General features: G+C 73.2%; 28 protein-coding genes and 1 pseudogene. 13 read left to right on the top strand and 16 right to left on the bottom strand.

Annotation, left to right across the window (positions count from 1 at the left end; genetic code table 11):
• Positions 1-19 precede the first annotated feature (19 nt).
• Positions 20-574 carry a methylated-DNA--[protein]-cysteine S-methyltransferase gene (locus AB0E62_RS11765; protein WP_362191258.1) on the top strand — a complete coding sequence of 185 codons (555 nt, stop codon included), beginning with the start codon at positions 20-22 and terminating at the stop codon, positions 572-574.
• A 16-nt stretch (positions 575-590) separates the two neighbouring features.
• Here the strand turns inward: AB0E62_RS11765 and AB0E62_RS11760 are convergent, their stop codons facing one another.
• Entirely contained in the window at positions 591-1,019 is a 429-nt protein-coding gene (locus tag AB0E62_RS11760) for a VOC family protein (RefSeq protein ID WP_362191256.1), read from the bottom strand.
• Positions 1,020-1,118: 99 nt separating this feature from the next.
• On the opposite strand from AB0E62_RS11760, the gene AB0E62_RS11755 reads away from it, so the two are divergent.
• Both AB0E62_RS11755 and AB0E62_RS11750 read left to right on the top strand, forming a co-directional pair.
• A complete protein-coding gene (locus AB0E62_RS11755) occupies positions 1,119-2,024 on the top strand; it encodes a pseudouridine-5'-phosphate glycosidase (RefSeq protein WP_362191254.1) in 906 nt (301 codons plus the stop codon).
• A complete protein-coding gene (locus tag AB0E62_RS11750; RefSeq protein ID WP_362191252.1) occupies positions 2,009-2,944 on the top strand; it encodes a PfkB family carbohydrate kinase in 936 nt (311 codons plus the stop codon). The genes AB0E62_RS11755 and AB0E62_RS11750 overlap by 16 nt, the downstream gene beginning before the upstream one ends.
• Before the next feature lie 222 nt (positions 2,945-3,166).
• On the opposite strand, the gene AB0E62_RS11745 is transcribed toward AB0E62_RS11750, so the two are convergent.
• A complete protein-coding gene (locus AB0E62_RS11745; protein WP_362191250.1) occupies positions 3,167-3,352 on the bottom strand; it encodes a hypothetical protein in 186 nt (61 codons plus the stop codon).
• Positions 3,353-3,777: 425 nt separating this feature from the next.
• On the opposite strand from AB0E62_RS11745, the gene corA reads away from it, so the two are divergent.
• Positions 3,778-4,905 carry a magnesium/cobalt transporter CorA gene (gene corA / locus AB0E62_RS11740; protein ID WP_362191248.1) on the top strand — a complete coding sequence of 376 codons (1,128 nt, stop codon included), beginning with the start codon at positions 3,778-3,780 and terminating at the stop codon, positions 4,903-4,905.
• A 91-nt stretch (positions 4,906-4,996) separates the two neighbouring features.
• On the opposite strand, the gene AB0E62_RS11735 is transcribed toward corA, so the two are convergent.
• The gene (locus tag AB0E62_RS11735; RefSeq protein WP_362191246.1) at positions 4,997-5,638 is read right to left on the bottom strand and encodes a uridine kinase; all 642 of its coding nucleotides are present in this window, start codon (positions 5,636-5,638) and stop codon (positions 4,997-4,999) included.
• Between the two features lie 360 nt (positions 5,639-5,998).
• On the opposite strand from AB0E62_RS11735, the gene AB0E62_RS11730 reads away from it, so the two are divergent.
• Positions 5,999-7,486: a glutamate synthase subunit beta gene (locus AB0E62_RS11730; protein ID WP_362191244.1), complete on the top strand. Its 1,488-nt coding sequence runs from the start codon at positions 5,999-6,001 to the stop codon at positions 7,484-7,486.
• A 496-nt stretch (positions 7,487-7,982) separates the two neighbouring features.
• Here the strand turns inward: AB0E62_RS11730 and AB0E62_RS11725 are convergent, their stop codons facing one another.
• Both AB0E62_RS11725 and AB0E62_RS11720 read right to left on the bottom strand, forming a co-directional pair.
• Entirely contained in the window at positions 7,983-8,237 is a 255-nt protein-coding gene (locus AB0E62_RS11725) for a DUF397 domain-containing protein (protein WP_362191242.1), read from the bottom strand.
• Positions 8,238-9,098: a helix-turn-helix transcriptional regulator gene (locus AB0E62_RS11720; RefSeq protein ID WP_362191240.1), complete on the bottom strand. Its 861-nt coding sequence runs from the start codon at positions 9,096-9,098 to the stop codon at positions 8,238-8,240. It abuts the gene before it with no gap.
• Positions 9,099-9,287: 189 nt separating this feature from the next.
• Here AB0E62_RS11720 and AB0E62_RS11715 point away from each other — a divergent pair, with 189 nt between their 5' ends.
• Both AB0E62_RS11715 and AB0E62_RS11710 read left to right on the top strand, forming a co-directional pair.
• Positions 9,288-10,100: an ATP-binding protein gene (locus tag AB0E62_RS11715; protein WP_362191238.1), complete on the top strand. Its 813-nt coding sequence runs from the start codon at positions 9,288-9,290 to the stop codon at positions 10,098-10,100.
• Between the two features lie 203 nt (positions 10,101-10,303).
• Positions 10,304-10,684, top strand: coding sequence for a hypothetical protein (locus AB0E62_RS11710; RefSeq protein ID WP_362191336.1), 381 nt, complete (start codon positions 10,304-10,306; stop codon positions 10,682-10,684).
• Positions 10,685-10,704: 20 nt separating this feature from the next.
• Here the strand turns inward: AB0E62_RS11710 and AB0E62_RS11705 are convergent, their stop codons facing one another.
• The 4 genes from AB0E62_RS11705 to AB0E62_RS11690 form a co-directional block, all read right to left on the bottom strand.
• Positions 10,705-10,881 carry a hypothetical protein gene (locus AB0E62_RS11705; RefSeq protein ID WP_362191236.1) on the bottom strand — a complete coding sequence of 59 codons (177 nt, stop codon included), beginning with the start codon at positions 10,879-10,881 and terminating at the stop codon, positions 10,705-10,707.
• A 173-nt stretch (positions 10,882-11,054) separates the two neighbouring features.
• Positions 11,055-11,699: a DUF899 domain-containing protein gene (locus tag AB0E62_RS11700; protein ID WP_362191234.1), complete on the bottom strand. Its 645-nt coding sequence runs from the start codon at positions 11,697-11,699 to the stop codon at positions 11,055-11,057.
• Between the two features lie 131 nt (positions 11,700-11,830).
• Complete coding sequence (locus AB0E62_RS11695; protein ID WP_362191232.1) at positions 11,831-13,201, bottom strand: amidohydrolase; 1,371 nt, start codon at positions 13,199-13,201, stop codon at positions 11,831-11,833.
• Positions 13,202-13,347: 146 nt separating this feature from the next.
• Positions 13,348-15,285, bottom strand: a complete 1,938-nt coding sequence (locus AB0E62_RS11690) for an FUSC family protein (RefSeq protein ID WP_362191230.1) — start codon at positions 15,283-15,285, stop codon at positions 13,348-13,350.
• 283 nt (positions 15,286-15,568) lie between these two features.
• Here AB0E62_RS11690 and AB0E62_RS11685 point away from each other — a divergent pair.
• Positions 15,569-15,901 (top strand): annotated as a pseudogene (locus AB0E62_RS11685) (RidA family protein); the annotation flags it as partial.
• 57 nt (positions 15,902-15,958) lie between these two features.
• The gene (locus AB0E62_RS11680) at positions 15,959-16,426 is read left to right on the top strand and encodes a GNAT family N-acetyltransferase (protein ID WP_362191334.1); all 468 of its coding nucleotides are present in this window, start codon (positions 15,959-15,961) and stop codon (positions 16,424-16,426) included.
• Positions 16,427-16,580: 154 nt separating this feature from the next.
• On the opposite strand, the gene AB0E62_RS11675 is transcribed toward AB0E62_RS11680, so the two are convergent.
• Positions 16,581-17,276, bottom strand: coding sequence for a uracil-DNA glycosylase (locus AB0E62_RS11675; protein WP_362191228.1), 696 nt, complete (start codon positions 17,274-17,276; stop codon positions 16,581-16,583).
• A gap of 141 nt (positions 17,277-17,417) precedes the next feature.
• On the opposite strand from AB0E62_RS11675, the gene AB0E62_RS11670 reads away from it, so the two are divergent.
• Positions 17,418-18,083, top strand: a complete 666-nt coding sequence (locus AB0E62_RS11670; RefSeq protein ID WP_362191226.1) for an RNA-binding S4 domain-containing protein — start codon at positions 17,418-17,420, stop codon at positions 18,081-18,083.
• Positions 18,084-18,226: 143 nt separating this feature from the next.
• Here AB0E62_RS11670 and AB0E62_RS11665 read toward each other — a convergent pair whose 3' ends face one another.
• Both AB0E62_RS11665 and AB0E62_RS11660 read right to left on the bottom strand, forming a co-directional pair.
• A complete protein-coding gene (locus AB0E62_RS11665) occupies positions 18,227-18,682 on the bottom strand; it encodes a DoxX family protein (protein ID WP_362191224.1) in 456 nt (151 codons plus the stop codon).
• A gap of 135 nt (positions 18,683-18,817) precedes the next feature.
• Positions 18,818-19,510 carry a class I SAM-dependent methyltransferase gene (locus AB0E62_RS11660; protein WP_362191222.1) on the bottom strand — a complete coding sequence of 231 codons (693 nt, stop codon included), beginning with the start codon at positions 19,508-19,510 and terminating at the stop codon, positions 18,818-18,820.
• Positions 19,511-19,809: 299 nt separating this feature from the next.
• Here AB0E62_RS11660 and AB0E62_RS11655 point away from each other — a divergent pair, with 299 nt between their 5' ends.
• The gene (locus tag AB0E62_RS11655) at positions 19,810-20,148 is read left to right on the top strand and encodes a DUF6343 family protein (RefSeq protein WP_362191220.1); all 339 of its coding nucleotides are present in this window, start codon (positions 19,810-19,812) and stop codon (positions 20,146-20,148) included.
• Positions 20,149-20,271: 123 nt separating this feature from the next.
• On the opposite strand, the gene AB0E62_RS11650 is transcribed toward AB0E62_RS11655, so the two are convergent.
• The 3 genes from AB0E62_RS11650 to AB0E62_RS11640 form a co-directional block, all read right to left on the bottom strand.
• Entirely contained in the window at positions 20,272-20,652 is a 381-nt protein-coding gene (locus tag AB0E62_RS11650; RefSeq protein ID WP_362191218.1) for a tetratricopeptide repeat protein, read from the bottom strand.
• Positions 20,653-20,701: 49 nt separating this feature from the next.
• Complete coding sequence (gene coaE / locus AB0E62_RS11645; RefSeq protein ID WP_362191216.1) at positions 20,702-21,319, bottom strand: dephospho-CoA kinase; 618 nt, start codon at positions 21,317-21,319, stop codon at positions 20,702-20,704.
• A gap of 158 nt (positions 21,320-21,477) precedes the next feature.
• Positions 21,478-22,416, bottom strand: coding sequence for a PAC2 family protein (locus tag AB0E62_RS11640; protein ID WP_362191214.1), 939 nt, complete (start codon positions 22,414-22,416; stop codon positions 21,478-21,480).
• A gap of 180 nt (positions 22,417-22,596) precedes the next feature.
• Here AB0E62_RS11640 and AB0E62_RS11635 point away from each other — a divergent pair, with 180 nt between their 5' ends.
• On the top strand, positions 22,597-23,568 hold the full coding sequence (locus AB0E62_RS11635; protein WP_362191212.1) for a right-handed parallel beta-helix repeat-containing protein: 972 nt from the start codon (positions 22,597-22,599) through the stop codon (positions 23,566-23,568).
• A 185-nt stretch (positions 23,569-23,753) separates the two neighbouring features.
• Here the strand turns inward: AB0E62_RS11635 and rpsA are convergent, their stop codons facing one another.
• The gene (gene rpsA, locus AB0E62_RS11630) at positions 23,754-25,250 is read right to left on the bottom strand and encodes a 30S ribosomal protein S1 (RefSeq protein WP_030792463.1); all 1,497 of its coding nucleotides are present in this window, start codon (positions 25,248-25,250) and stop codon (positions 23,754-23,756) included.
• A gap of 289 nt (positions 25,251-25,539) precedes the next feature.
• Here rpsA and AB0E62_RS11625 point away from each other — a divergent pair, with 289 nt between their 5' ends.
• A complete protein-coding gene (locus tag AB0E62_RS11625) occupies positions 25,540-26,376 on the top strand; it encodes a class I SAM-dependent methyltransferase (protein ID WP_362191332.1) in 837 nt (278 codons plus the stop codon).
• The last annotated feature ends 102 nt before the right edge of the window (positions 26,377-26,478 follow it).

The following is a 26,478-nucleotide window of genomic DNA, read 5'->3' as shown; positions in this document are numbered from 1 at the left end:
TGGGCCGTACCGTGGGCGCATGGACAGCCTTGGGCAGGATGAGCAGCGGGTCGTATGGGCCGTGGTCGGCACCGACATCGGCCCGCTGATGCTGGCGGCGACTGCGAACGGCCTGGTCAACGTGGTGTTCCACGCCTCGGACGCGGTGCGCGACCGGGCACTGGAGCGGCTGGCCGCCCGGCTGGGCGGCCGGCCCGTGGAGGATCCGGACTCTCCGCTGCTGGCGGAGGCGATACGCCAGCTGCGGGCATATTTCGCCGGCGAGCGGCACGGCTTCGACCTGCCGCTGGACTGGTCGCTGATCTCCGGGTTCAACCGGCAGGTGCTGCGTGAGCTGGCGTCCGGTGTGCCGTACGGCAGCGTGGTCGGGTACGGCGATCTGGCGGGGCGGGTCGGGCAGCCCGGCGGGGCGCAGGCGGTGGGTGTGGCGATGGGGGCCAATCCGCTGCCGGTGGTGGTGCCGTGCCACCGGGTGGTGGAGAGCGATGGCGGCATCGGCGGTTTCGGGGGCGGACTGGAGACCAAGCGGAAGCTGCTCGCCCTGGAGGGCGTGCTGCCGGAACCGCTGTTCTGACCGGCGCCGGACGCGACTAGTCGTAGTGCCGGGCCTCGAAGACGTTGCCGTCGGGGTCGCGGAAGTAGAAGCTGCGGACGGCGTCGCCGCGCGCGCCCGACAGGCCGGGGTCGATGCCGGAGACGGGGACGCCGTGTTCCTCCAGGCGGGCGCGCAGGGTGTCGAAGGCATCGGCCGGCAGGGCCAGGCAGACGTGGTTGACCGGGTGGCCGGCGCTGTCGGCCGAGCCGGGCAGCATCTTCATCCGTGCGGCGAGGCCGTGCGGGGCGAGGTCGAGAATGGTCTCCTCGTTGACGCGTACGGAGGGGAAGGACACTTTGCCCTCCGTGTACGCGGCGACTCGGATCGGTTCGAGGCCGACGGCCGTTTCGTAGAAGGCGGCCGCGGCGGCCGGGTCGGCCACCCACAGGACGACGTGGTCGAGACGCGTGCTGTTCTTCGTCATACGCCCCAGGCTGGTGGCCTCCCCGGCGGCCCACAAGCGTTTAGCCGTGGCCGGCGCCCGCCAGAGATGAGAAAGGACCGGCGGACAGGAGGCGGGCACATGGTGCTGGTGGTGTCGGAAGAAGTCCGGGAGGCGATCGGCGCGCGGCGGCCGGTGGTGGCTCTGGAGTCCACGATCATCGCGCACGGCCTGCCCCGCCCGCGCAACCTCGAGGTGGCACGCGAACTGGAGGAAGCCGTACGGCGGGAGGGTGCCGTGCCGGCGACCGTGGCCGTGCTCGACGGGCGACTCCGGGTCGGCCTCGGCAAGCAAGAGCTGGAACGGATCGCGAACGAGGACATACGCAAGCTGGGCCACCGCGATCTGCCGCTCGCCGTGGCGGCGGGAGTGAGCGGGGCGACCACCGTGTCGGCGACGGCACAGCTGGCCGCGCTGGCGGGCATCCGGGTGTTCGCCACCGGCGGGCTCGGCGGTGTGCACCGGGAGTGGACGGTGACCCAGGACGAGTCGGCCGACCTGGGTCTGCTGGCGCGGACCCGGATCACGGTGGTGTGCGCGGGCGTCAAGTCGATCCTGGACGTACCGGCGACGCTGCAGCGCCTGGAGACACTGGGCGTGGCCGTCGCCGGGTACGGCACGGACCGGTTCCCGGGCTTCTATCTGGCGGACTCGGGACATCCGGTCGACTGGACGCTGGACAGTCCCGAGCAGGTCGCCGCCGTCATGCGCGCCCAGGACGCGCTGGACGCGACAGAGTCCGCGCTGATCGTCGCCCACCCGGTCCCGGAGACGGAGCAGCTCGATCCCGCTCTGCACGCGCGCGTGCTCGCCGGCGCGCTGCGCGCCTGCGCGGAGCAGGGCGTCACCGGTCAGGCGGTGACGCCGTTCCTCCTGGACTACCTGGTCCGGCACACCGACGGTGCCTCGCTGGACGCCAACCTGGCCGCGGTGCGCGGCAACGTACGGCTGGCGGCGCGTATCGCCACGGCGTGGACCAGGGGGTGAGCGCGGGCCGGAACGGAGCGCTGCTGGTCGTCGGGGACGTGGTCACCGACGTGGTCGCCCGGCACCGGCTGCCGCTCGCGGCCGGCACCGACACGGCCGCCGCCATCCGGACGCTGCCGGGCGGGGCGGGAGCCAACGTGGCCTGCTGGGCGGCTTACACGGGCGGCGGGGACGTACGGCTGCTGGGGCGGGTGGGCGCGGACGGCGCGGCCTGGCACGAGAGGGAGCTGGTCGCGGCCGGGGTGCGGCCCCGGCTGGTGGTGGATCCACAGGCGGCCACCGGCACGGTGATCTGCCTCGTCGACACGGGCGCGGCGGCCGAGCGGACGTTCCTGACGGACAGCGGGGCGTCGCTGCGGCTGGCCCCCGCCGACTGGTCGGACGCGCTGCTCGACGGGGTGGGGCGGCTGCATCTGTCGGGCTATCTGCTGTTCACGGAGTCGAGCCGGGCGCTCGCCGGGACGGCGCTCGCGGCGGCACGCGCGCGTGGGGTGCCGGTCAGTCTGGACCCGGCGTCGGCCGGCTTCCTCATGGAGCTGGGGGTGGACCGCTTTCTGGCCTTCGCGCAGGGACTGGACGTGCTGCTGCCCAGCCGGGACGAGGCGTGTCTGCTGACCGGGCTGCCGGACACGGCGGACGCGGCGGCCAAGCTGAGCCGTCTCGTGCCGTTGGTGGTCGTCAAGGCGGGGGCGGAGGGGGCACTGGTGGCCCGTCGCGGTGCCGTACCCACCCGGGTCCCGGCCCTGCCGGTGGTGCCCCGCGACACCACGGGCGCGGGTGACGCCTTCACCGGCGCGTTCCTCGCCGCCCTGCTGGCGGGCGCGGACCCGGAGGAGGCGGCGGCTCGGGGCTGCCGGGCGGGGGCGGAAGCGGTCCGCCGGGCGGGCGGCAGGCCGCCGCATCGGGACGACGGGAGCTAAGTGTGCTGTTCCGGCCGGGCTCCTCCTCCCGCTCGTGCCGGGGCGTGGCCCGCCGGACGTGCGTACGTGGGGAGCCAGGCCGTAAGCCGGGTCTCCGCGCGCGGGGACGCGGGCCTGCTGCCGACGGTGGTCTCCGGGCCCGGCGGCCCGCCGGTGGACGGGAGAAACGCTTCATCACCCGGCGACCCGCACCGGTACCCCGTCCGTCCCCGGCCGGGACGGCTACGCCTTGCAGCCCCAGGGCGAGATCATCAGGGCGGGTGCGGTGTGCGGATCCGCGGTGCCGGCCTCCACGTCGGCCAGGTGCTGGTGGGTCTCCGTGTCGGTGGTGAGGCCCGCGGCGACCGGCCGGCCACGGACCTGACGGGTCGTCGCGGCTTCGATGGCGGTGCAGACGGGCGAGGACATGGGGAGGGACGCGTCGGCCGCGACGCAGCGCAGGCCGTGTCGTGGAGCGGCCGCGGGAGTTCACGGCCGTAGGACAGGCCGGTGCCGCGGTCGGCGAGGTGCGTGCGGAAGCCGTGGCCCAGCCGGGCGAACCGGACGTGGACCCGGTCGAAGCCCCGCGGGGTGCCGACGTCGGTGGCGACGACCTGCCCGGCCGGTCCGGCCTTCTCCGCGGGCGAGCCGGGACACGACGGAGGTACCGCCGGTGTGTCCCTCTTCGATCTCCTCCGTTGCCTGGATGTCCGTCCGTTCGCCCTTGTCCACAGGCGGGAACCAAGCGGAACTTCCTGTTCCCACAGGCTTGCACGCGTTGTGACCGGGACTGGCAGACTTGCGGAGCAAGGTTCGGAAGCGTCGCGCTCGGAGATCCATGCGAGGAGATCCAGATGTCCATGGCAGGGAATCTGCGGAAGGTCACGGGGCTCGGCAGGGTCGGCGGCCTGCGCAAGGTCGCGCGGCTGACCCGGCGCCGGCCGCGCGTGGACCTGAGCCATCCCGCCAGGTCGCCCCTGGGCTCCTCGGTGGTGAACTGCGTGACCTATCAGGACGGTGTGCGCGTCTCCGGGTCCGCCGACCTGGTGGATGCCGTGCGGCTGGTGCGCAGGAGCGGTGAGGGCTTCGTCTGGCTCGGGCTGCACGAGCCGACGGAGCGTGAGTTCGCCGGTGTGGCCGAGCTGTTCGACCTGCATCCCCTGGCGGTGGAGGACGCGGTCGAGGCGCATCAGCGGCCGAAGCTGGAGCACTACGGAGACACGCTCTTCGCGGTGTTCAAGACCGTCTGCTACGTGGAGCACGAACGGCTCACGGCGACCAGCGAGGTCGTGGACACCGGCGAGATCATGGCGTTCGTCGGCAGGGACTTCGTGATCACGGTGCGGCACGGCCGGCACGGCTCACTCGGTCCGCTGCGCGAGGAGTTGGAGACGGACCCGCAGCAGCTCGCCAAGGGACCGGCGGCGGTGCTGCACGCGATCGCCGACCATGTGGTCGACGAGTACCTGAACGTCACGGACGCGGTGCAGAGCGACATCGACCAGGTCGAGACGGAGGTGTTCTCGGAGAGCGGCGCGCGGCTCGACCCCGGCCGCATCTACCAGATGAAGCGTGAACTGCTGGAGCTGAAACGGGCGGTGGTGCCGCTGGGCCGCCCGGTGGAGGATCTGGCGACCCGGCCCATCCGGGTCGTCGCCCCGGAGATACAGGCGTACTTCCGGGACGTACTCGACCATCTGTTCCGGGCCAAGGAGCAGATCGCCGCGTTCGACGAACTCCTCAACTCCATCCTGCAGGCGCATCTGGCGCAGGTGACCGTCGCGCAGAACGAGGACATGCGGAGGATCACGGCGTGGGCCGCGGTGATCGCGGTGCCGACGATGGTGTGCGGGGTGTACGGCATGAACTTCGACCACATGCCGGAGCTGCACTGGCCGTTCGGTTATCCGTTGGTCATGGTCGTGATGGCGGCGGCCTGTCTGGCGCTGTACCGGGGCTTCCGGCGCAACGGCTGGCTCTGAGCGACGGGGCGGTCGAGGTCACACGGCACGGTCACGGCTCCAGGGCGCCGGCTCCCACGGCCACCCGGGTGGACGGCGCGCGCCCACCGGGTCAGCCGCTCCAGGCGGGGTGGCGCGGGTCGTCGGCGCGGACCAGGACGTCCGCCGTACCGGCCGGATCGGCTTCGGCCTCGTAGCGCTCGAAGGCGGGGAGGGTCCAGTGGTCGGCCTCGGGGGTACGGCGGCGCAGGGCGGCCGGGGAGAGGAGGAGATGCACGGTCAGGTCGAAGGGGAACCAGTGGCGCAGCAGGAGGGGACCGTGGAGCAGCAGGATCCCGCCGGGCGGGAGAGGGACGTAGGGGCTGCGGGTGGCCCGGTCCGTGACCGGGTCCCACAGATCGGGCAGGATCCGCCCGCTGCCTCCGGGATCGAGCGGGCCGAAGACCTCGCGCCACAGGGCGCCCGTGTCGAACCACCCGCTGTAGTACGACTCCGCGTCGCGCCGCCCGTGCTCCAGGCGCAGCGACGCCGGGCGCAGGAAGCCCTCGGTGCCGACGACGAGGGAGGGCCGGCCGCGTACGCGCAGCGCCTCGCCGACACGCGTGGCGAGGTCTCCCGGGCGGGCGGCCGGGGCGCCGTCGAAGCCGACCCGCGGCCAGGCCCCTCCTTCGGTCGGTACCGCGTCGGCCAGCCGGTCGGCGAGCCGCTCGGCCAACCGGTCCCAGGTGATCGCTTCGAGTCGCACGACGCCCATGATGCCGGGTGGCCCGGCGGAGTGACGAGAAGGGCCGGGCACGGGGACGGGCCCGGACACCGGGCCGCGCGACGGACCGTGCGCGGGGCGGGCAGAGGGAGCCGGCCGTGGCGCGGGGCCGCGAGTGCGGGAAGCGGAGTGCGCATGCGCAGTGCGCATGCGGGGTGCGGATGGGGAGCGGATGCGGGACGCGGAATGCGCCGAGGGAGGCGATAGGGGCCCGGCCCCGGCAGAAAGCGCTGTCCGCCGCTCTGCGTGGGGGCCCGCGGGGTCGTATCGTGGCCGGAAGAGTGCTGCCCGATGTCGGACGGACCTTCGTACACCTGGCGCCTGTGGTGCCCCGTACGCGAGGAAGACGCCATGGCCGATCCCAAGGGGTTCATGACCACGCCGCGCCGGGAGTGGCCCCGGCGGCCCGTCGAGGAGCGGGTGCGGGACTGGGACGAGGTGTACGTCCCGGGAGCGCTGCTGCCCATCGTCAGCGAGCAGGCCGACCGCTGTATGGACTGCGGCGTCCCGTTCTGCCACCAGGCCTGTCCGCTGGGCAACCTCATCCCCGAGTGGAACGACCTGGTCTCGCGGGAGGACTGGCGGGCCGCGAGCGACCGACTGCACGCCACCAACAACTTCCCGGAGTTCACCGGCCGGTTGTGTCCGGCACCGTGCGAGGCGGGATGTGTGCTGGCGATCAACCAGCCGGCCGTCACCATCAAGAACGTCGAGTGCGCGATCGCCGACCGGGCCTGGGAGGAGGGCTTCACCCCGGCCCGGCCGCCCGAGCGGCTGTCCGGGAAGACGGTCGCCGTGATCGGCTCCGGTCCCACCGGGCTGGCCGCGGCCCAGCAGCTGACCCGGGCCGGGCACACGGTCGCGGTGTACGAGAAGGACGACCGGATCGGCGGACTGATGCGGTACGGCATCCCCGAGTTCAAGATGGAGAAGCGGCATCTGGAGCGGCGGATCGGACAGATGCTGGCCGAGGGGACGAAGTTCCGCACCTCGACGGCGGTCGGCCGGGACGTTCCGGCGGCCGAGCTGCGCAGCCGGTACGACGCGGTGGTGATCGCGACCGGTGCGACGGCGTGGCGGGAGCTTCCGGTGCCGGGCCGGGAGTTGAACGGGGTGCACCAGGCGATGGAGTACCTGCCGCTGGCGAACCGGGTGCGGGAGGGAGATCTCGAGGTCTCGCCGCTGTCGGCCGCCGGCAAGCATGTGGTGATCGTCGGCGGCGGGGACACCGGGGCGGACTGTCTGGGCACGGCGGTGCGCGAGGGGGCCGCGTCCGTCACCCAGCTGGACATCTACGCGCAGCCGGGTGCGGAGCGCGACGAGGACAGCGAGCCCTGGCCCACGTATCCGAAGCTCTACCGGCTGTCGGCCGCGCACGAGGAGGCACGGGAACTGCGGACGGCGCCGGCGGCGGACGCGGACGTCCGGCTGTTCGCGGCGTCCACGCTCCGCTTCACCGGAGACGAGAGGGGGAATGTGCGGTCACTGCATCTGGTGGGGGTCGACGAGCGGCGGCTTCCGCTGCCGGGCACCGGGCGCGCGCTCCCGGCCGACCTGGTGCTGCTCGCCCTGGGCTTCACCGGGCCAAACCGGGAGGACGGGCTGATCGATCAGTTGGGGCTGGCGCTGGGGCCGCGCGGCACGATCGCCCGGGATGACGGCTTCGCGACCAACGTCCCCGGGGTGTTCGCCGCGGGCGACGCGGCGCGCGGGCAGTCGCTCATCGTCTGGGCGATAGCGGAGGGCCGGGCGGTGGCGGCGGCCGTCGACCGCTGCCTGACGGGGAGTTCCCGGCTCCCGGCCCCGATCACACCCACGGACCGGCCGATGACCGTCTGAACGAGGACGCACCGGCCGCGCCCCACGGCCACCTGAACGACACCCACCGCCCGACCCCGGCCACGCCCCGACCGCCCGAGCGACACCCACCACTCGAGCCCGACCGCCCGAGCGACACGCACCGCGCGGCTGCGCCCCCCGTGTCCGTCCGGGCGCGCTGGAGTCACCCGTGCTGGGGGTGGGGATGTCCGTCACCACGCGCTCCACCGGCAGGAGTGGTGAGGACCGGCTGCGGGATGCATTCCCGGGATGCATTCCCGGGAATGCATGTGCAGGTCGGAGTCATGGGTCGATTCCGCGGAGTGGATCGGCGTCGACCTGCCGGCCGCGGGGGACACGGCCGCCGGTGCCGGTCTCGATGGACGGGGGTCCTGCCCTGTCATGCGGCACTGCGTAGGCGTCGGACACGTGGAACGGTCAGGGCGGGGACACGAGAGGGGAGTTGAGCCAAGAATCAAAAACCTCGACGGGGCACTGGGCCGGGCCGCCGGTGCGTTCAGGACAGCAGGAAGTCGGCCACCCCCGCCTTGGCGCCCTCTATGAACGCGGTCATCTCGTCCATGGTGTAGATCAACGCCGGCCCGTCCGGATCGGTCGACTGGCGTACGGCGATCCGGCCGTCAGCGAGCTTCATCGCCTCCAGGCAGTTCCCGCCGTTGCCGCCGCTCCAGGGCTTGTGCCACCCCTCGCTGCCCAACTCCCGCGCGGGCATGCCGTTGTAGACGCGTCCGCGCGGCGTGATGCGTTCCATTCACAGCTCCTTGCGGAGATCCCGCAGGATCTCCTTCGTGCGTTGTGCCGTGGCGGCCTGCGCCGCCATGCGGTCCATGACCTCCAGGTGGGTCGCCACCTCGGTGCGCGCGTCCAGGTAGACGGCGCCGGTCAGGTACTCGCTGTAGACCATGTCCGGCAGTTCCGGCATGGCAAAACGGAACAGCACGAAGGGCCCGTACGTCCCCGGGTGCGGCCCGTTGGCGAACGGGGCGACCTGGAGCGTCACATGGGCCAACTCCGTGGCCTCAAGCAACTTGTCGATCTGCGCACGCATGACCTCGGGGCCGACGACCGGACGGCGCAGCGCGGTCTCGTCCATAACGGCCCAGAAGCGGGGGGCGTCGGGCCGGGTCAGCAGTTCCTGGCGCTGCATGCGCAGGGCGACATGGCGTTCGATGTCGTCCGGGCTGGTCTGGCCGACGGCGCCTGACCTCAGCACCCCGCGCGCGTAGTCCTCGGTCTGGAGCAGGCCGGGGACGAAGTGCGGTTCGTAGGACCGGATGAGGCTGGCCGCGCCCTCCAGGCTGACGTACATGGAGAACCAGCCGGGCAGGATGTCGTGGAACCGCTGCCACCAGCCGGGCCGGTTCGCCTCCTCGGCCAGCCGGACGAAGACGTCGGCCTCGTCCTCGGCGACGCCGTAGGCCTTCAGCAGCAGTTGCACGTACGGGATTTTGAGGGCGACCTCCGCCGTCTCCATGCGGCGGACGGTGGCGGGGGCGACATGGAGGACCCGGGCGGCCTCCTCGCGCTTCAGCCCGGCGCGTTCCCGCAGGTCCTGCAAGCGCCTGCCGAGGACCACCTGGCCCACCGTCGGCGCGGACCGCGGTTCACTCACGCTCCCACCTCCACCGTAAGCCTCCACCGAAAGTTTCCCCGACAGCCCTGCGGCGCCGTTCGAAGATTCATTCGAAGACCGGGCCCGATCTCCGACGACTCCAATTGGCGCCGCGCGAGGTGCTGTTGCGAGCAGTGTGCCACGCTCCCTGACAGAGTCCACAACACTCTGCATTTTTCAGAGTGAGCCTTGCCAAGTGTCCCTGGCGGGGCGATAGTGGCAGACGTGATTCCGTCCGCGCCTTTAGGAACAGACGCCGCCGGCCGTGCCGGTCTCGGCGCCGAGGGGGGTATCCCCGCGCGAGCCGGTTCGGACCCGCTGGAGGGGGTGCCCCTCCAGGGAGGCGCCGCCGGACGCAGGTTCCGTTTCGAGCTGGCCGCACATCCGGGTTCCGTCGCCCGGGCGAGACGCCTGACCCAGGCCCGGCTGTCCGGCTGGGCGGTCTGCGCGGACACCTGTGAAAGCGCCGCCCTGGTGGTGTCGGAGCTGGTCACCAACGCCATCGTGCACACGGCGAGCGGCCGGGTCGTCTGCGAGCTGCACGACCACGACGACATGGTGCGCATAGCCGTCCGAGACGAGGGCTGTGCTCCTGGCGAGCCCCACCCGTCCCCGCAGCGACCCGACGAGGAGCACGGGAGGGGGTTGTTCCTCGTCGACGCGCTGTGCCGGGCCTGGGGCGCCCAGGAGCACGGCCCCGGCCTGTTGGTCTGGGCCGAACTGCCCCGCGGTACCGACACCGCCCAGGCCCCGGGCGGGCCGCGCGCCGACACCGCCCCGGACCCGGGCGATCCGCGCGCCGACCTCGGCTGGGGCGCCCGCCCCAAGCCGGGCCGCCCGGACGACTCCGGGGAGGACCGGCAGGCCGCGGCGGAGCGGCCCCGGCGGGAGCCGGCACAGGAGGACCACGGCGTCCACCGGCCCGAGCGGCACCGGCACACGGCGTCCGCGGAACACCCGCACCACACGCCCGGACAGCGTCCGCACAGGGAGTGGCCGTGACGGGCGCCACCGGTGCCGGTGAGACCGGTGGGAGCAGTGACGCCGGAACGCGTGGCGGGACGGAGCCCGGCACCGGTGCCGTCGTCGATTCCGGTGCCCTGGCCCGGACCGGTTCCGTGGCCGGTGCCGGTGCCGGTGCCGGTGCCGGTGTCGGTGTCGGTGCCGGTCAGGAGAACGCCATCGGACTGGACACCCTCGTCCGGCTGCAGCGCCGACGGCCGGTGCCGGACCGGGACCCGGGTCATCCGCTGTCCCTGCCGGACGGCATGACCGCGCCGCTCGGCTGTGACGCCGTGGCCGTGCCCGACCGCCTCGGCCCGCTCGTCGTACCCCGGCTGCCGCGGGTGGGATGCGTGTACGCCGACGGCTCCCAGTGGTGGTGGATCGTGCCGTCGGACTCCGACTACGCCCTGCCCTGGCCGGAGCCGGCCCGGTACGCCACGGGCGCCCTGGTCACCCGCACCGCCCGGCTGATCCACCGCCCGGCGGGCACGGTCCCGTACACCCCGCCGATCCCGCTGTACCTGGCCCTGTGCCGGGTGACGGGTACGGCTCCGGACTGGTCCCGGGCGGCATCGGCGTAACCCCGTACGCCCCGGTACGGCTACTCGGCCGGCTCACCGCCACGGACGATCACGAGGAAGGCGTCCGTGGCCAGGTCCATGACGACCTCGGCGGGCATGCCTTCCAGCCGTCGCGCGTGCGCGAACTCCTCAGCGGGCCAGGAGCCGCGCGGGCCACCGGCGGGAAAGCGTCCGAGCACCGTTCGCCCGTTCACCATCTCGCACCTCCAGAAGCGTCGTCCGTGTAGGAGTCAACGCCCTGGAGAGGGAGAACGCCTCGCCCGGTGACGGTACTGAGACATGACCGACACCGGTTCGGCGCGGACCGAGAGAATCCGTTCACCTGGTGACACGAACCGTACGCTCCGTGTCACCAGCCCCGCCTCCGGTGTCAGTAGTCGTACTCGTCGTGCAGCCGTAGCCGGTCGCTGCCCACGGGGGTGCGGCCGAGCGCGGTCAGGTCGAGCAGGGCGGCGGTGGTGCCCAGCACGTCCAGCCCGTCGTCGTACAGCGAGTAGGTGTGGAAGACCCGGTCGTGGTCGCGCAGGAAGCAGCTGACGCCCGGGCGTTCGACCAGTTCGCCGTCCGCCTCGACGGTGGCCTCGAAGTCGCGGTTGAAGTCGCTGTGCGCCGAGGAGAACCAGGGCACCGCCCACCCCATCCGCGCCTTGAACGGCAGGATCCGGGTGAACGGCGCCCGGGAGACGGCCGCGAAGGACGTGTTCCGGGCGCGCAGATGGGCCAGGTGACCGACCTGGTCCAGGAAGGCCGCGCAGCACGGGCAGCCGGTCTCCCACTCCGGCGCGAACATGAAGTGGTGGACGACGAGCTGCGCACGGCCCTCGAAGAGGTCCAGGAGGGTGGCCTTGCCGTCGCCGCCCTCGAAGACGTACTCCGGGTCGACCTCCACCATGGGCAGCCTCCGGCGCTCGGCGTCCAGGGCCGCGCGTGCCCGCCTGACCGCCTCCTCCTTGCGCCGCAACTCCTCGCGCGCCGCACGCCACCGCTCGCGCGAGACGATCTCCGGAAACGACATGAGCCCTCCTGTCCGACGGTCCGTCCGGGGTGGTGACCGCCGGCGCGCGCGGAACTCATCGGCGCGGAAGGGGAGTTTTTCGGCCAGTCTCACCGGGCTGCGAGACGCCCGCGGACCGCCGGGCGGCGGGCTCAGGTGTCGTACTCCTGGACGCGCCGTCCGTGGCCGCGCGCGGTCAGCCCGGGCAGCCGGTCCGCCAACTCCCGTACGACCTCTTCCACGTCCAGGGTGAGCAGGACGCGGTCCCGCATCAGGACGCGGCCGTCGACGACGGTCGTACGGACGTCGGCCGCGCGGGCGCTGTGCACCAGGGTGGCGGCGAGGTCGTGGACCGGCTGGGTGTGCGGGCCGGTGAGGTCGACGAGGATGATGTCGGCGCGCCGGCCGGGGGCGAGGGAGCCGATCCGGTCCCCGAGGCCGACCGCGCGGGCGCTCTGCGAGGTGGCGTGGTGCAGGGCCTGGCGGGCGGTCAGCCAGCGCGGATCCCCCTCGGTGGACTTCTGGACCAGGGCGGTCAGCGCCATCGCCTCCCATACGTCCAGGGAGTTGTTGGAGGCGGCGCCGTCCGTGGCGAGGCCGACGGGGACACCGGCCGCGCGCAGGGCCCGCACCGGAGTGGTCGTCGGCCAGCCGAACTTCAGGTAGCCGCGGGGCGCGGTGGCCACCGCCGTACGGCCGCCCGTGCGTTCCAGCAGCGGCAGGTCCCGCTCCAGGATGCCGGTGCCGTGGGCGATGAGCAGGTCGGTGCCGAGCAGACCGGTGCGGTCCAGGATCTCGACGGGGGTGCGGCCGTGCCGGGCCAGGCTGGTCTCGGTCTGGTCGCGGTTCTCGGCGGCGTGGATGTGGACGGGCAGGCCGTGGGCCCGGGCGAGGGCGGCGGTGGCGGTGAGGTCGGCGTCGGTGACGGTGTAGGGGGCGTGCGGGGCGAGGGCGGTGGTGACGCGGCCGTCGGCGGTGCCGCGCCGGCGGAGCGCGAACTCCAGCGACGCCTCCCGGCCCCGGGGCCCCTGCCCGGAGAAGTAGACCTGGCCGAGGTGGGCGCGCAGCCCGCACTCGGCGACGACGTCGGCGACCGCGTCCATGTGGAAGTAGTGGTCGGCGAAGCAGGTCACCCCGCCCCGGATCATCTCGGCGCAGGCCAGCCGGGCTCCCAGCGTCACGTCCCGCTCGGTGAGGTTGGTCTCGACGGGCCAGACGACGTCGTTGAACCACTCCGCCGTCGGCAGATCCTCGGCGAGGCCCCGCAGGGCGACCATCGGGGCGTGCGTGTGGCAGTTGATCAGACCGGGCAGCGCGACCTGCCCGGGCGCCTCGATCCGCGTCACGGCCGGCACGTGCCGCGCGGCGGCGGCCGCGGTGACGGCGTGGATCACCCCGTCGCGGACGACGATCGCCGCGTCCTCCCGGAATCCGATCCGTTCCGCCTCGTCGTGCACCAGGACGGCACAGCCGGTGACGACGAGGTCGGCAGCGGTCTCACCCGGGGTCCCCACGGCACTCATGGGACCAACGTACGGGCCTTCCGTGCGGCGGTGGAGCCTCTACGCGGCACGAGCGCGACGACCCGGTCCGGCCACGACGACCCCGTACGGCTACGGGCCCTCGGTAGGGCTACGGGCCTCGGTACGGCTACGGCCCCCCGGTACGGCTACGCGGCCACGGGCAGCGGTACCCGTACGCCCCGCTGCTCCAGCCGCTCCAGCTCCCCCAGCGCCTCGCGCAGCCGGCGGATGTGCCGGACGGTGAGCCGCCCGGAGTCGTCGAGGTGCACGGCGCACGCGGTGGTGGTGTCCACGAGCCGCTCCAGCGCCTCGGCGACGGCGTCCGTTCCCTCGGTGTGCCGGGCCAGGGCGGGCAGTTCGGCGGCGGCGACCGAGATCGCGGTACGGGCCTCGGCGAGGGTCCGGTAGGCCTCCCGGCGCAGCGCCCACCGCTCGGCACGGTCGCCGTGCCCGGCCTCGACGGCGGGCCCGTGCCCGGGCTGGCCGAGAACGTGCAGGAGGTAGGCGTGTGCCGCGCCCCCGGCCGCCGCGAGCCGGGCGCGTACCCCGCCGCCCCGGTCCCCCGGCATCGGCAGGTGTCCCACGACCAGTACGAGCGCGCAGGCCAGCAGGGTCTCGCCGATCCGGCCGGCCGAGGCCTGCGGTTCGCCGCCGGCCATGATCAGGGCGAGGACGAGGACGGTCACGACGGCGGTGAGCGCCGCGAAGTGCCGGGTGGCGACGGGTATGAGCGCGCCGCACACCGCCACCAGAGCGATCGGTCCGGCCGGGCGGGGCAGCAGCGCGGCGAGGCCGGCGAAGACCAGGGCGCCGAGGACGGTGCCGGCGGCCCGGCACAGCACCCGGGAGGCGAGCGGACCGAGGTCGGGCTTGACGAGGAAGACGGTGGTGGCGGGCAGCCAGTACCAGTGCGGGTGCTGCCCGTACCAGCGGGCGTGGTGCAGGGCCTGGGCGATGGCCGCGCTCGCGCCGAAGCAGAGGGCGACCCGCAGGCCGTACTCGCGCCCGCCCGCACCGAGCGCGGCCCGCACCGCCTGCCGTACGCCCCGGCGCCGGCCGAGCAGTCCGCGGTGGGCGCCCTCGCCCCGGTCGAAGGCGTCGGCGGCGCCCAGCAGGGCGTCGTCCAGCGCGCGCAGGGCGGGAAGTACGGGGGCCGCCTCGTCGGTGCGCGGGCGGACTCCGGAGTGGTGCGGGGCGGGCAGCGGGCCGGGGCCGGTGTCGGCGCGGACCGCCGCGGCGAGCCGCCGGGGCCCCTGCGCCGCCCGCGCCGGCACCGGCTGCCCGGCCCAGTACAGGGCGGTGGCGGCCTCGGCGAGGGGCAGTGCCGCGGCGAACCTCGCGTGCAGCCGGCGTTCGGCCGCGCAGCCCGCACGGCCACGCAGCCGGGGCCCGGCCAGGGCGTCCTGGGCGTGGTCGAGCGCTGCGGTCAGCGCGGCCCGCCGGGCGGTGGCGTGCGGGCCGCCCACGGCTTCGACGAGCGCGGCGATCGCGTCGTACACGCCGGCGACCGCGGCCCGCTCCCCGTCGAACCGGAAGTCACCGGCGAGCGAGCCGGGAGTGGGCAGGACGAGCCGCAGCACGAGCAGCCAGCCGGCCCCGGCGAGGAAGGCGAGGGCGCGCTGCCAGCCGGGGTCGGCCGCCGGCATCCCGGCGCCGACCGCCGCGGCGACGAGCAGCTGGGTGCCGCCGGCGGAGGCGACGGGACCGACGGCGCTGATGCCGCCGGCGGCCAGGCCCAGCACGGTGAGCGCCAGGGTCAGCGGTACGGCGCTCAGCCCCTGCCCGGCGTACGTCCCGACGAGCAGCCCGGCCGCTCCGGCCGACGCGGGGACGCCGAGGCGGCGCACGGAGGCCCGCCGGCCGCCCGGCCGGTCGTTGATGCCGGCGAGCATGGCGCCGATGGCCGCGAGCACTCCGAGGGCCGTGCGGCCGAGGAGCATCCCGGCGAGCAGCGACGGCCCGGCGGCGAGGGCGCCCCGGCACACCGCGTTCCAGGGGACGGGTTCGCGCTGGGCGCGGAAGGCGTGGGCGAGCCAGGGGGGTACGGCGGGCAGGGCGGGCCGGGGCACGGGGCTCCTGTTCATTCGAGGGCGGGGGTGGGCCTTCGGACGACGGTGGCCGGTGGAGGTGGTTCCACGGTAGATCGCGTTCCCCTCACGGACGGAACGCTCACGTTTCGCCCGTGTGAAACCTGCCGGGACGGCCGTTTTCTTTATGAACGCAATGCCCGACGGCCTCCTTGGTCGTCGATGCCAGCCTCCTGGTCGTTGATGCCGGACTTCTTGGCGTCGTTAATTCGGATGCGGGCGAGGCGGGCGGGCCGGATGATCGGGCATCTGTCCGCCGCCCCCCCGTAGGAGCCGCTTCGTGATCCGGCGTGTGACCGTCCCCGCCCTGTTCCCTCCGCCCGTCTACTCCCACGCCTCGGTCGTCGAGGCGGGCACGAAGCTCGCGTTCCTCGCCGGGGCGGTGCCGCTGACTGCCGACGGGGAGCTGGTGGGGCCGGGGGACCCGGTGCGCCAGGCCGAGCAGGTGATCGTGAATCTGCGCGAGCAGCTGCGGGCCGTCGGCAGCGATCTGGAGCACGTGCTGACGACGGACGTGTATGTGGTGAGCGACGACACCGCCGCGCTGTCCGCGGTATGGCAGGTGGTGGAGTCCTCGGGGCTGAGCGCGGGCCCGCACTCCTCCACGCTGCTCGGCGTGTCCTGCCTCGGCTACCCCGGCCAGCTCGTGGAGATCACGGCCACCGCCGTGGTGCCGGAGCCGGCGGCGGACCCGGTGGTGCTGCGCCGTGCCGTGCCGGCCGACGCCCGTGCCGTCGCCGACGTCTATCTGCGGTCCTTCGACGCAGCGCTGCCGACCGTCGTCCGCCCGCGCACCGACGACGAGGTACGGGACTACATCCGTGAGGTCGTGGTGCCGGCGCGGGAGACCTGGGTGGCGGAGGCGGCCGGCGTTGGTGTGGTCGGCCTGATGGTGCTGGACGGGGAGGCGCTGGACCAGCTGTACCTGGCCCCCGAGTGGCGGGGCCGGGGCATCGGGGACCGGTTCGTCGCGCTGGCCAAGGAGCGCAGTCCGGGCGGGCTGACCCTGTGGACGTTCCAGGTGAACAAGCCCGCCCACCGCTTCTACGAGCGGCACGGCTTCACCACCGTGGCGTTCACCGACGGCGGCCGCAACGAGGAGCGCGAACCGGACGTCCGCTACGACTGGCGTCCCTGAACCGTCCCTGACGGCCCGGGCGACGTGGGGTGTCCCCGTACCCGGCGCTCGGACGGGGGCCGGCCCGGCGTACGGTCGTTCGCCGGCTCGCCCCGGCCGGTGTCCGCCAGCTCCTGGAGCCACGCGGAGCGTCGGAGGCGGCCGTACCCGTTCCTCAGGGCAGCCCGGCCGCGTTCGCCGCGGTGCGCAGGACCTCTCGCAGCATCTCGGCGGTGAGCCGGCCGGTGAAGGTGTTGCGCTGGCTGACGTGGAAGCAGCCGAAGAGGTCCAGGCCGTCCAGCGCGACCCGGGTGCCGTGGCCGAAGGCCGGGCGGGGGCGGGGCACCGTCCAGCCGGCCTCCGCGAACGCGGGCAGCGCGGCCTGCCAGCCGAAGGCGCCGAGGACGACGGCCGCCTTCAGCGTCGGCCGGAGCAGCGTCAGTTCCTGGACCAGCCAGGGGCGGCAGGTGTCGCGCTCCCCCGGGGTCGGCTTGTTGGCGGGCGGGGCACAGTGGACCGGCGCCGTGACCCGCACGCCGTACAGTTCCAGCCCGTCGTCGGCGCTGACGGAGGTGGGCTGCGAGGCGAGCCCCACGTCGTACAGCGCCTGGTAGAGCACGTCTCCGGAGCGGTCGCCGGTGAACATGCGGCCGGTGCGGTTGCCGCCGTGCGCGGCGGGGGCCAGCCCGATGATCGCCAGCCGTGCGCCGGCCGGGCCGAACCCGGGCACCGGCCGCCCCCAGTACGTCCAGTCGGCGAACGCCGCCCGCTTCGTACGGGCCACCTCCTCCCGCCATGCGACGAGCCGGGGACAGGCCCGGCATCCGGCCACGCGCCGGTCGAGCCGGGCGAGGGCGCTGGTGTTGTCCATACGGTCACCGTAAGTCGGGGATGGGTGGGCGGTGGGGGGACGGGGCGGGCTGCGGGGAGGGGCCGGGGTGGCGCGGGTGCCCCGGGTGGGTGCCGGGAAAACGCTTCCGGCTCGGCGGGCCGTGCGCGTTAAGGTCGGGACATGGCTTCCGAGGATGCGGACGAGAACGTGGGCCGTGGGACCGGCGAGGAGACGAGCGGGCCGGGCGGGCCGGGCGAGGCGGGTTCCGCCGCCGGACAGCCGCTCGACCCCAAGGTCGCCGCCGCGGTGGCCGCCGCCGAGGCCGCCGGGCCCGCGAGCGGCGAGACCGTCCGCATCGACAGCTGGATCTGGGCCGTCCGTCTGATCAAGACCCGTTCCCTGGGCTCCGCCGCCTGCCGGGGCGGGCATGTGCACGTGAACGGCGAGCGGGTGAAGCCCGCCTACTCCGTGCGCGTCGGCGACGAGGTACGGCTGCGGCACGAGGGCCGGGAACGGGTCGTGATCGTCAAGCGCCTGATCCGCAAGCGGGTCGGGGCGCCCGTGGCGGTTCAGTGCTACATCGACAATTCCCCTCCGCCGCCGCCCCGCGCGGCCGTCGCCCCCGTCGGCCTGCGCGAGCGGGGCACCGGCCGCCCCACCAAGCGCGACCGCCGCGAACTCGAACGGCTCCGCGCCCTGGCCCTCGGCAGCCCCGGCGGCTTCGCCGGCCCCGCCCCCGGCGGCCGGGGCGGGCCGGATGCCTCGGGCACGGGCGGTCGCAAGGGTCCCGGCGGGACGGGCGGTCGTGGCGGAGGCCGCGGCTCCGGCAGCGGCGGCGAACGCTGACGGCCCCCGCGGCCGACCAGGCCACGTCCCCACTACGGCTACGGGCTACGGCTATGGCCGAGCTCATATGCCATGGACCTGCGATGTCTACGGCTGCCGAGCCACCTGCCGCGTGCCCACGACACCGTCTGAACACAGCGGTGTCACCGGCGGCCCGCCCACCGCAGCAGGGTTCCGTTGTGGGAGCGGCGGGCCCAGGCGATCAGGGCGAGGGGGACGAGCAGGATCAGCGGGGTCGCCGCGTTCTGGCCGTCGAACACGGTGAGCTGCACGACGAACGCTCCCACCATGAGCGCGCCGAGGGCCATCGCCGACAGGGACTGCAAGGCCGGGACCAACAGCGCGACCGCTCCGGCCAGTTCGAGCGCGCCGATGGTGTACATGGCCCCGCTGCCCCAGCCGATCCGGTCGAAGGACTCCACAGCCGTCGGGTGCGCTATGAGCTTGGGCAGGGCGCTCGCGAGACCGTAGAACAGGGCCAGCAGCACCTGCACGGCCCGCAGGGCGACCAGGGCTCCACGCTTCCGGCCCGGGCGGGAGCCGGCGGGGGCCGCGGACGCCGTGGAGCGCGAGCCGGCGGGAGCGGTGATCTGCGGCATGGAGGTCTCCTGGTGAAGCGGTCGTGGTTGCTTTCACCGAGGTAGACCGGCCGGGCGCCCAAAAGTCATCGCTGTGCCGCCCCTTCCGGAGGCGGGGAGTATGGATCGCGCGGAGGCGGGGCCGGCCCAGCCCCGTCACCCCGCCGGCACCGCCCTCACCCACATCCCGTCCGGTGTCAGATAGCTGTCCACCTCCAGCCCCGCCTCCGCCAGTGCCGACTCGAACTGCTCCTTCGTGAGAGGTCTGGCCAGGAACGTCTGGGTCCAGACCGCGTCCGGGAACACGTACTCCGCGTGCACCGAGTTCACCCCGTCCCCGACCGGCTCCGCCGAGGTGATCCGGACGGTGAAGCCGCTCGGGTCGACCCGCTCCCTGGGCACATCGGTGTGGTAATCCGGCCCCTCCCGCTGGATGAGTACGCAGCCGCCCTCCGCCACATGCCGGGCACAGGTGCGCAGCAGGCCCCTGCGCACCTCCTCGTCACCGGCGTGCACCAGGAACGACGCGAGCATCACCACGTCGAACCTCTCGCCCAGGTCGAGGGTTTCGATGGGACCGCATATCGTGCGTGCCCCGCGGACGCGGGCCAGCATGTCGGCGGACTCGTCCACCGCCGTGACCGTGAAGCCGCGCTCCAGCAGGGGGTGGGTCACCCGGCCGACGCCGCTGCCCAGCTCCAGGATGTGCGCCCCGGCCGGCACCGCGGCGGCGATGATGTCCGGCTCGTCCCCCACCGGCAACCGCGCGTACAGCTCGACCGCGCAGCCGTCCGGGGTGATCGCCCCCGGTCCCGTGCCCTCGTATCCCTCACGCGTCTCGATCCTCATGCCCGGACAACGGCCCACGCCCGCACGCCCGTTCCCCTCTTCCCTCAGTTCACTCGTTCGAGTCATTCGGACCGGAACGGGAACTTCGGCGCCCGGTCTGCCCGTGCCCGGCATGCGTGGCGTCCCGGCCGTGTCGGCGGTGCGCCGGCCCGGTCTCACCAGCCGCGCGTCGGCCTCCACCGCCCCACCGTCCCGTCGCCTCGCCGCCCCGTCGCCTCGCCGCCCCACCGCCCCGCCCCTCCCGGCGTTGATGCCTGGCGCGGGCGAAGAGTACGTTGCAAGGAGGAAGTGGTGCTCCGATGCGTACGGGCAGTGAACCGTCGACCGCGCGCAGTGCTCTGCGGGCGCGGTTCTGGCTGAGCGTGTGGGGGCTGAGCTGGGCGGCCTTCGGCACGGCGGCGTTCGCGCTGGCCGGGCGGACGGGCTGGGCGGCGGCGTGCGGGGCGCTGTGGCTGGTGGCCACCGTGGACCTGGCCGTGATCCTGCGGCACCTGCGGCAGGGCCCGCACTACCAGCCGGGGCGTGACATCCCGCCGTACCCGCCTCCGGAGGACGGGCCGCCGTACCCGCGCCCGCCGCGCCACCGCCCTCCGGGCGGAGGGCCCTACCAGGGGCGTCCAGGACCCCGGCATCCATGAGCCGGACCCCGGCATCCATGAGCGGGCCCCCGGCATCATGAGCGGGGCCGTCGCCCATCCGTGAGTGGGGCCGTCGCCCCTCGTCGCCTCTCCGGCCGGACGTGCTCCCGTCCCGCCCGGACGTCACGCGTCGAAGCGCGCCGCCTTCAGGTACCGCGGGTTCGGGTCCAGCGCGGCCGCCAACCGGAAGTGGCGCTTGGCCTGGTCGGGACGGCCCTGGCGTTCGTAGGTGCGGGCGAGGGCGAAGTGCGCGAACGCGTTGTCCGGCTCGCGTTCCAGCACGATGGTGAACTCCAGCTCGGCGGGACGCAGTTGCGCCGCGGCGAAGAAGGCACGCGCGCGCAGCAGCCGGGCCGCCGTGTTCTCGGGGTGCGCGGCGATGACTCCGTCGAGCAGCTTCACCGCGCCCCGCGGGTCCCGCGCGTTGAGCAACTGCTCGGCGGCGCGGAAGTCGATGACATGCGTTTCCGGACTGCGTCCGGTGGGACCGCTGGTCTCGGGCACGGCTGAATCCTTCCCTTGCTCCAGCGGTTCAACGCCCCGGAGCGGCCGGCTATTCCGCGCCGGCGTTCCCCTGCCGGGCCCGGCGGGCGAGGTCCTCCCAGACCTCGGCGACCCGCTTCCGCAGCGCGTCCAGGGGGACGTCGTTGTCGATGACGATGTCCGCGATCTCCCGGCGCTGCTCGCGCGTCGCCTGTGCGGCCATGCGCGCGCGGGCGTCCTCCTCGGTCATCCCGCGCAGCCGCACCAGCCGGTCGAGCTGGGTGGCGGGGCTCGCGTCCACGACGATCACGAGGTCGTAGAGCGGTGCGAGACCGTTCTCGGTGAGCAGGGGCACGTCATGAACCACCACGGCGTCCTCGGGCACGGCGCTCTCCAGTTCGCGGGACCGGTCCCGCACCAGAGGATGCACGATCGAGTTGAGGACGGCGAGCTTCTCGGGGTCGGCGAAGACGAGAGAGCCGAGCCGGGGCCGGTCCAGGCTGCCGTCGGCGGTCAGGATGTCCGGGCCGAAGGCGCCGACCACGGCGGCGAGGCCGGGGGTGCCGGGCGCCACGACCTCGCGGGCGATGCGGTCCGAGTCGATCAGGACGGCCCCGTGTTCCACGAGCAGCCGTGACACCTCGCTCTTGCCGGCGCCGATCCCGCCGGTCAGGCCCACTGTCAGCATGAACGGAAGCCTAGACGGCGCGCCAGGCGGCCGGTACGGCAGGCGGCCGGTACGGCAGGTGCCGGGGACCCGCCTGCGGGTCCCCGGCCGGCGTGGTCACCGCCGCACCCGCCGGGCCCGGCCCGCGGACCGGACGGGGCGGTGCGCGGTCACCCGCCTCAGTTGTCGCCCTCCCGCTCCGCCAGGAACCGCTCGAACTCCCGCCCGATCTCGTCGGCCGACGGGATCTCCACGGGCTCGGCCAGCATGTTGCCCCGGGTCTCGGCGCCCGCCGCCGCGTCGTACTGGTGCTCGAGGCCCTGGACGAGCGCGGTCAGTTCCTCGTCGCCCTCCCGGATCTGCCGGTCGATCTCGGTCTGCGTGCGGTGGGCGTCCGTGCGCAGCGCGTGGGCCACGCCGGGCAGGACCAGGCCGGTGGCGGCCGTGACGGCCTCCAGGACGGTCAGCGCGGCGTCCGGGTACGGGGAGCGGGCGATGTAGTGCGGGACGTGCGCGGCGACGCCCAGGACGTCGTGGCCGGCCTCCATGAGGCGGTACTCGACCAGGGACTCGGCGCTGCCGGGCACCTGCGCCTCGTCGAAGGGGCTGCGGTGGCCGGGAACGAGGTCGGTGCGATTGCCGTGCGGGGTCAGGCCCACCGGGCGGGTGTGCGGGACGCCCATGGGGATGCCGTGGAAGTTCACCGACAGGCGCACGCCGAGCCGTTCCACGATCTGCCGCACCGCCGCCGCGAACCGCTCCCACTCCACGTCCGGTTCGGGGCCGGACAGCAGCAGGAACGGGGCACCGGTGGTGTCCTGGACGAGATGGACCTCGAGGGCCGGGGTCTCGTAGCCGGTCCAGCGGTCCCGCTTGAAGGTCAGCAGGGGCCGGCGGGCCCGGTAGTCCACGAGCCGGTCGTGGTCGAACCTGGCCACGACCTGGTGGGGCAGTGAGTCGAGCAGCCGGTCGACGATCTGGTCGCCGGTCTCACCCGCGTCGATGTATCCGTCGAAGTGGTAGAGCATGACAAGGCCGGCCGACTCCTGGGCGAGCGCCATGTCCACCACGGCGAGGCCCTTCGGCTCCCATGCGTACAAACCCTGCGGATCAAGCACTGTGACCGCTCCTCCTCGTGTTCGTCATGGACAACGCCCCTCGGAACAGCGGAATTCCCGCCACCCGCGCTCATCGGCGATCTCTTGCGGGACACCTTGACGCCTCGTCACCTGGTCCGTACCTTCACCGGCGTCGAGTCCACGGTGACGGTCATCGTTCACGCAGGGGAAGGTATTCCGATGCGCATAGGCATGCCGCTGGCTTCCCTGCTCACCACCGCCCTCGCCACCTCCCTCGCCGCCGGCGGCCTGGCCGTGGCCCTGGGCGGGCCGGCCTCGGCCGCCACCCTCGATGTGACGACCGCCGCCCAGCTGAAGACCGCGCTCGCCGCCGCCCGGCCCGGCGACACGATCCACCTGGCGGACGGCGTCTACACCGGCAACTTCAAGGCCGCCACCCCGGCGACGGCCACCGCCCGCATCACCCTGACCGGCTCCCCGGGCGCCGTGCTGACCGCAGGCGGCGGCTACGGACTGCACCTGAACGGCGCCTCCTACTGGACGGTCAGCGGCCTGACCGTGACCGGCGGCCAGAAGGGCATCATGGTCGACGCGGCCCAGGGCGTCGTGCTGGACGGGGTCACGGTGCACGGCCTGGACATGGAGGGCGTGCACTTCCGCAACTCCAGCACGGACGGCGTGATCGAGAACTCGAGGATCTACGACACCGGGAACGACGGCCGGGGCATGGGCGAGGGCGTGTACGTGGGCACCGCGAACACGCTGTCCGACCGGAGCGACCGCATACGGATCCTGAACAACACGATCGGCCCCGGCGTGGGCGGCGAGAACGTCGACATCAAAGAGGGCACGACCGGCGCGCAGATCATCGGGAACACCTTCGACGGCAGCGGCCTGACCGGCGCGAACTACGACGACTCCTGGGTCGACGTGAAGGGCAACGGCGTCCTCGTCCAGGACAACACCGGCACCGCCACCACCAACGACGGCTACCAGACCCACACCCAGCAGGCCGGCTGGGGCTGCGGCACGGTCTTCAAGGGCAACACGTCGACCCTGACGGGCGCGACCGGCACGACCCGCCTGGCGATCGATGTCACCAACCACAGCACCGCCTGCAAGACCACGGTCTACGGCAGCAACACGGTGACGGGCGGCAACGGGCTGACCAACGTCCCGGTGACCCCCTAGGGACGCGGGGAACCGCGCGACAAGCCACGACGGACCCGCGGCCGAATCGTACCCGCGGCCGGCCGACTCCGCACCGCACCCGCGGCCGGATCCGGACCGCGCCCGCCCGGAGAAAACCCTGAAGGGCCGCACCTCGAAAGGTACGGCCCTTCAGCGACTATCGGTCAAGCCTCAGCGGCAAGCGATCAGCTCTGGCCGCCGGCCAGCTTCTCGCGCAGCGCGGCCAGCGCCTCGTCCGAGGCCAGCGCACCGGAGGTGTCCGCACCCTCGGAGGAGTACGAACCGCCACCCGCGGCCGGAGCCGCACCGGCGGCGTCGCCACCCTCGGCAGCGGCCTGAGCGTCCGCCTCGCGGGACTTGATGACCTGCTGCTGGTGCTGCTCGAAGCGGGACTGCGCCTCGGCGTACTGGCGCTCCCACTCCTCGCGCTGCTTCTCGTAGCCCGGCAGCCAGTCGTTGGTCTCCGGGTCGAAGCCCTCGGGGTAGATGTAGTTGCCCTGGTCGTCGTAGGACGCGGCCATGCCGTACAGGGTCGGGTCGAACTCGACCGCCGTCGGGTCGGCACCGAAGGACTCGTTGGCCTGCTTCAGCGAGAGGCTGATGCGGCGACGCTCGAGGTCGATGTCGATGACCTTGACGAAGATCTCGTCGTTGACCTGGACGACCTGCTCCGGGATCTCCACGTGGCGCTCGGCCAGCTCGGAGATGTGGACCAGACCCTCGATGCCCTCGTCCACGCGGACGAACGCACCGAACGGCACCAGCTTCGTGACCTTGCCGGGCACGACCTGGCCGATCTGGTGGGTGCGGGCGAACTGCTGCCACGGGTCTTCCTGGGTCGCCTTCAGCGACAGGGAGACGCGCTCGCGGTCCATGTCGACGTCGAGGACCTCGACGGTGACCTCCTGGCCGACCTCGACAACCTCGGACGGGTGGTCGATGTGCTTCCAGGACAGCTCGGAGACGTGGACCAGACCGTCGACGCCACCCAGGTCCACGAAGGCACCGAAGTTGACGATCGAGGAGACCACACCGGAGCGGACCTGACCCTTCTGGAGGGTCGTGAGGAACGTCTGGCGGACCTCGGACTGGGTCTGCTCCAGCCAGGCACGGCGGGACAGGACCACGTTGTTGCGGTTCTTGTCCAGCTCGATGATCTTGGCCTCGAGCTCCTTGCCGACGTACGGCTGGAGGTCGCGGACACGGCGCATCTCGACCAGGGAGGCCGGCAGGAAGCCACGGAGGCCGATGTCGAGGATGAGACCACCCTTGACGACCTCGATGACGGTACCGGTGACGATGCCGTCCTCTTCCTTGATCTTCTCGATGGTGCCCCAGGCACGCTCGTACTGGGCGCGCTTCTTCGAGAGGATCAGGCGGCCTTCCTTGTCCTCCTTCTGGAGGACCAGGGCCTCGATCTCGTCGCCGACGGCCACGACCTCGTTCGGGTCGACGTCGTGCTTGATCGAGAGCTCGCGGCTCGGGATGACACCTTCGGTCTTGTAACCGATGTCGAGCAGGACCTCGTCCCGGTCGACCTTCACGATGACGCCGTCGACGATGTCGCCGTCGTTGAAGTACTTGATCGTCTCGTCGATCGCTGCGAGGAATGCTTCCTCGTTACCGATGTCGTTGACCGCTACCTGCGGGGTGGTGGCGGTGGTCTCGGTGCTGCTCGTCATGTGGGAAAGGGCTCCGGTACGGACATTGAAGTCGTAGGTACTGCTTACGCCGGGAGCCCGTTTCGCTCTGCAGAAGCCGGACAGCCAAGGAAGCGCCCCACCATTACTGGTGATGGCGCCTCGACAACCGAGGGGACATACAACAGATGCGAGCGCAGCCTGCTACGTCTGAGGTGCGCAGGCCCGCAGCGCAACTTGTAGCATACGGGGGCAGCCGGACAGGGTCAATGCGAACCCTCCCGCGGGGCCCCTCCGGCAGGCTGGACGGAAGAGTACGACGAGGGAGCCGATCATCCAAGAGCCGGAAGCGTACGACCCTGAGCGGCCCGAAGGGTTCGAGCCGGAGGCCACGCGGCGTGACGCGGACGTCACGGAGAGCACCCGGGCCAACCGGTACTGGTGGGACCGGAACGCGGACGAGTACCAGACCGAGCACGGCACCTTCCTCGGCGACGACCGCTTCGTGTGGGGCCCGGAGGGCCTGGACGAGGTGGAGGCCGGGCTGCTCGGCCCGCTGGAGGAGCTGAAGGGCAAGGACGTCCTGGAGATCGGCGCGGGCGCGGCGCAGTGCGCGCGCTGGCTGGCCGCCCAGGGCGCGCGGCCGGTGGCCCTGGACCTCTCGCACCGCCAGCTCCAGCACGCGCTGCGGATCGGCGGGGCCTTCCCGCTGGTCTGTGCCGACGCCGGCGCGCTGCCCTTCGCGGACGGGTCCTTCGACCTGGCGTGCTCCGCGTACGGGGCGCTGCCGTTCGTGGCCGACCCGCGGCTGGTGCTGCGCGAGGTGCGCCGGGTGCTGCGGCCGGGCGGACGGTTCGCGTTCTCGGTGACGCACCCGATCCGCTGGGCGTTCCCGGACGAGCCGGGCCCCGAGGGCCTGTCGGTGTCCGCGTCCTACTTCGACCGCACGCCCTACGTGGAGCAGGACGGGCAGGGCCGGGCGGTGTACGTGGAGCACCACAGGACGCTCGGCGACCGGGTGCGGGACATCGTGGCGTCCGGGTTCCGGCTGGTGGACCTGGTGGAGCCGGAGTGGCCGGTCTGGAACACCTCGGAGTGGGGCGGCTGGTCGCCCCTGCGCGGACACCTGATCCCGGGCACGGCGATCTTCGTGTGCGAGCGGGACTGAAGCCGTCCGAAAACCGTCCGCGTGCGCCCGCCCGATCACCGCGCGTGATCAGGCGGGCGCACGCGCGCGTGGAGGCCGTTCTCCCGTCGCACGGCCCCCGGC

Source organism: Streptomyces sp. NPDC038707, from assembly GCF_040636485.1.
Classification (GTDB): Bacteria; Actinomycetota; Actinomycetes; order Streptomycetales; family Streptomycetaceae; genus Streptomyces.
Note: the sequence above shows the minus strand (reverse complement) of the source record. Positions and strands in the feature narration are given on the sequence as shown.

What these genes read in the sequence shown, in the direction of transcription:
- AB0E62_RS11755 (WP_362191254.1), top strand. Translation starts at nt 1,119, where the DNA reads ATGGTGCTGGTGGTGTCGGAAGAAGTCCGGGAGGCGATCGGCGCGCGG.
- AB0E62_RS11675 (WP_362191228.1), bottom strand. Translation starts at nt 17,276, where the DNA reads ATGGACAACACCAGCGCCCTCGCCCGGCTCGACCGGCGCGTGGCCGGA.
- AB0E62_RS11745 (WP_362191250.1), bottom strand. Translation starts at nt 3,352, where the DNA reads ATGTCCTCGCCCGTCTGCACCGCCATCGAAGCCGCGACGACCCGTCAG.
- corA (WP_362191248.1), top strand. Translation starts at nt 3,778, where the DNA reads ATGTCCATGGCAGGGAATCTGCGGAAGGTCACGGGGCTCGGCAGGGTC.
- AB0E62_RS11690 (WP_362191230.1), bottom strand. Translation starts at nt 15,285, where the DNA reads ATGAACAGGAGCCCCGTGCCCCGGCCCGCCCTGCCCGCCGTACCCCCC.
- AB0E62_RS11705 (WP_362191236.1), bottom strand. Translation starts at nt 10,881, where the DNA reads ATGGTGAACGGGCGAACGGTGCTCGGACGCTTTCCCGCCGGTGGCCCG.
- AB0E62_RS11665 (WP_362191224.1), bottom strand. Translation starts at nt 18,682, where the DNA reads ATGCCGCAGATCACCGCTCCCGCCGGCTCGCGCTCCACGGCGTCCGCG.
- AB0E62_RS11730 (WP_362191244.1), top strand. Translation starts at nt 5,999, where the DNA reads ATGGCCGATCCCAAGGGGTTCATGACCACGCCGCGCCGGGAGTGGCCC.
- AB0E62_RS11700 (WP_362191234.1), bottom strand. Translation starts at nt 11,699, where the DNA reads ATGTCGTTTCCGGAGATCGTCTCGCGCGAGCGGTGGCGTGCGGCGCGC.
- AB0E62_RS11760 (WP_362191256.1), bottom strand. Translation starts at nt 1,019, where the DNA reads ATGACGAAGAACAGCACGCGTCTCGACCACGTCGTCCTGTGGGTGGCC.
- AB0E62_RS11695 (WP_362191232.1), bottom strand. Translation starts at nt 13,201, where the DNA reads ATGAGTGCCGTGGGGACCCCGGGTGAGACCGCTGCCGACCTCGTCGTC.
- AB0E62_RS11670 (WP_362191226.1), top strand. Translation starts at nt 17,418, where the DNA reads ATGGCTTCCGAGGATGCGGACGAGAACGTGGGCCGTGGGACCGGCGAG.
- AB0E62_RS11635 (WP_362191212.1), top strand. Translation starts at nt 22,597, where the DNA reads ATGCGCATAGGCATGCCGCTGGCTTCCCTGCTCACCACCGCCCTCGCC.
- AB0E62_RS11725 (WP_362191242.1), bottom strand. Translation starts at nt 8,237, where the DNA reads ATGGAACGCATCACGCCGCGCGGACGCGTCTACAACGGCATGCCCGCG.
- coaE (WP_362191216.1), bottom strand. Translation starts at nt 21,319, where the DNA reads ATGCTGACAGTGGGCCTGACCGGCGGGATCGGCGCCGGCAAGAGCGAG.
- AB0E62_RS11660 (WP_362191222.1), bottom strand. Translation starts at nt 19,510, where the DNA reads ATGAGGATCGAGACGCGTGAGGGATACGAGGGCACGGGACCGGGGGCG.
- AB0E62_RS11655 (WP_362191220.1), top strand. Translation starts at nt 19,810, where the DNA reads ATGCGTACGGGCAGTGAACCGTCGACCGCGCGCAGTGCTCTGCGGGCG.
- rpsA (WP_030792463.1), bottom strand. Translation starts at nt 25,250, where the DNA reads ATGACGAGCAGCACCGAGACCACCGCCACCACCCCGCAGGTAGCGGTC.
- AB0E62_RS11735 (WP_362191246.1), bottom strand. Translation starts at nt 5,638, where the DNA reads ATGGGCGTCGTGCGACTCGAAGCGATCACCTGGGACCGGTTGGCCGAG.
- AB0E62_RS11765 (WP_362191258.1), top strand. Translation starts at nt 20, where the DNA reads ATGGACAGCCTTGGGCAGGATGAGCAGCGGGTCGTATGGGCCGTGGTC.